This window comes from Saccharopolyspora sp. (genome assembly GCF_017434145.1).
In the GTDB taxonomy this organism is placed as follows: domain Bacteria; phylum Actinomycetota; class Actinomycetes; order Mycobacteriales; family Pseudonocardiaceae; genus Saccharopolyspora_C; species Saccharopolyspora_C galaxeae.
Genome location: NZ_JAFRFW010000421.1, coordinates 1 through 2391 on the forward strand (window position 1 = coordinate 1; position 2391 = coordinate 2391).

The 2391-nt window shown below is 69.6% G+C and carries 3 protein-coding genes; 1 reads left to right on the forward strand and 2 read right to left on the reverse strand.

The window, feature by feature from the left end:
* Positions 1-320: 320 nt before the first annotated feature.
* Both IJH84_RS11475 and IJH84_RS11480 read right to left on the reverse strand, forming a co-directional pair.
* Positions 321-1172, reverse strand: coding sequence for a helix-turn-helix transcriptional regulator (locus IJH84_RS11475; protein ID WP_200072760.1), 852 nt, complete (start codon positions 1170-1172; stop codon positions 321-323).
* Between the two features lie 44 nt (positions 1173-1216).
* Positions 1217-1456, reverse strand: a complete 240-nt coding sequence (locus tag IJH84_RS11480) for a hypothetical protein (RefSeq protein ID WP_200072761.1) — start codon at positions 1454-1456, stop codon at positions 1217-1219.
* On the opposite strand from IJH84_RS11480, the gene IJH84_RS11485 reads away from it, so the two are divergent.
* Entirely contained in the window at positions 1455-2378 is a 924-nt protein-coding gene (locus IJH84_RS11485; RefSeq protein WP_295143805.1) for a pseudouridine-5'-phosphate glycosidase, read from the forward strand. The two genes, IJH84_RS11480 and IJH84_RS11485, sit on opposite strands and share 2 nt — an antisense overlap.
* Positions 2379-2391: the final 13 nt, after the last annotated feature.

The window sequence follows — 2391 nt, forward strand, 5'->3', positions numbered from 1 at the left end:
CGACGCGGACCCCGACCAGCGACGCGCCCCACCTCTCACCGAGTGAACGGCCTGTTCGTCCCAATAGATTGGTCCAACGGTCCGTTCACTCCTCGCGAAACCCCGACCCAGCCGCTCCGCTGAGCACAAGAACCGACACGCCCGCGCATCACTCGCTCCGGGTGAAGTGGACCCGAGTGAACGGCCTGTTGGTCCGGCTAGATTGGGCGAACGGTCCGTTCACTCCTGGAGAACGTGGGTGCTGTGCGCGGCTCAGCGGTTCCGGTGGCACGGTTGCGTACTGAGCGCGACGAATACCGTCCACATCGGATCGGGATTCTTCAGAGTGTCGCGATTTCCTCCTGCGCCTCGAAATGCTCGGCGTGGGTGGTGATCAGCCGACGCGAGTCCGCCACGTCCAGCGCCACCCGGTCCAGCTCGGCGAGCGAGCCGCGGAACGGGGCGTCGTCCTCCGGCTCGGCCAGCAGCGCACCGGTTTCCTGGCTCTGCACCAGCACGCTGGTCATGCCGTGCTCGAACTCGATCAGCGTGAACGCGCCGTTCAGCCCGATGTGCGCGCCGAGTTCGGTGGGCAGCACCCGCACCGAGACGTGCTCGGCCTGCTGCTCGGCCAGGTGCCGCAACTGCCGGGCCGCGACCGCGGGGCCGCCGACGGGTCTGCGCAGCACCGACTCGTCCAGGAACGCCTCGAACGCAACCGGCTCCGCGCGGTGCAGAATGCCCTGGCGCACCTGCCAGACGTTGGCCGCCTCGTCGGTGTTGCGGGATTCCGCGGCGTTTCCACCGAGCACCGCCTCCGAATAGGCGCGGATCTGCAGCAGCCCCGGCACGTAGGCCAGCGCGAGTTCGGCGATGCGGCTGGCCCGCTGTTCCGCGTCGATGGTGGCCCGCACGTGCGCGGACAACCCGCTCATCGCCTCCCACCAAGCCGGGTGGTCCAGTTCTTCGGCCAGTCCCAGCAGGTATTCGCGCCGCTGCCCGCGGATGCGCAGCACCGCGAGGATCGCGGCGAGGTCCGCTGCGGTCAGGCCGCGCTGGGCGGTTTCGATCCGGCTGACCTTCGCGATGCTCCACCCGAGCTGTTCGGCCACGAGCCCTTGCGACATGCCGCTGCCTTTGCGCGCGGCCCGGACCTCGGCAGCCAGCGCCCGCGCGCGGGGGGAGTTCGACATGGTTACCAGAATATGATCAGCGCGCGGACAAATCTTTCGCTCGATCAGGTGTTTGTGCAGTTGCCGGACTTCGGCAATGTTTTGCCGAATCCGGTAAGAATCCCACTGCGGCGCTGTTTTCGCAGGTGCATCCGTTGCGGGGCAAATGGCAGCCGGTGGGTATATTCCAAAGTTTTCGCGGCAATTTCCAGCGAAACGAGTATCGGGCTTTCCCGGCGCACGCGTCCGGCCGCAGCGCACACCATGGCCCGCAGCGCCCCGGCGGCTGCTAGAAACCCGGCCATGAGTCCTGAACTACCGGCGATCTCCGCCGAGGTCCGCGAGGCGGTCGGCGACGGCAGACCCGTGGTCGCCCTCGAAACGAGCATCATCACGCACGGCCTGCCACGCCCGCGCAACGCCGAAATCGCCGAAGAAGCCGAAGAATCGCTGCGCCGCGCCGGAGTGGTCCCCGCGACCACCGGCGTGCTCGACGGCGTGCCCAAGGTCGGGCTCACCCCCGGCGAACTGCACCGGCTCGCCGGAACCGACGCGGCCAAGGCCAGCGTGCGGGACCTGCCTGTGCTGTGGGCGAAATCGAGGTCCGCGGGCACGACCGTCGCGGCCACGGCCTGGCTGGCGCATCGGGCCGGGCTGGAGTTCTTCGCCACCGGCGGGCTCGGCGGGGTGCACCACGGAGCCGCGGGCGGCATCGAAGAACCGCCGAGTTACGACGAATCCGCCGACCTGCCGCTGCTGGCGACGCTGCCGATCACCGTCGTCACCGCGGGCGTGAAGTCGATCCTGGACCGGGCGGCGACGCTGGAGCGGATGGAGACGCTGGGAATCACGGTCGTCGGGTTCGGCACCGACCGGTTCCCCGGGTTCTACGTCGCGGATTCCGGTCTCGCGCTGGATCACCGCCTGGACACTCCTGCCGAGGTGGCCGCGCTGCTCACCGCCCGCCGCAAGCTCGGGCTGCGCGCGGCGACGGTGCTGGCCAACCCGGTCCCGCTGCCCGCGCAGCTCGACCCGGAACTGCACGAGCAGGTCGTCGCCGAAGCCTGGCAGGCCGCCCGGGAACGCGGCATCAGCGGTCCGGCGACCACGCCCTTCCTGCTCGAGCACATCCGGGCGGCGACCGGTGATCGCAGCCTGGAGGCGAACCTGGCCGCCTACTTCCACAACATCGCGGTCGCCGCGGAGTGCGCGCACGCGGCGGGCTGAACGTGTTGCGCAG

Coding starts and splice junctions, on each gene's coding strand:
- IJH84_RS11480 (WP_200072761.1), bottom strand. CDS start 1,456: ATGGCCGGGTTTCTAGCAGCCGCCGGGGCGCTGCGGGCCATGGTGTGC.
- IJH84_RS11485 (WP_295143805.1), top strand. CDS start 1,455: ATGAGTCCTGAACTACCGGCGATCTCCGCCGAGGTCCGCGAGGCGGTC.
- IJH84_RS11475 (WP_200072760.1), bottom strand. CDS start 1,172: ATGTCGAACTCCCCCCGCGCGCGGGCGCTGGCTGCCGAGGTCCGGGCC.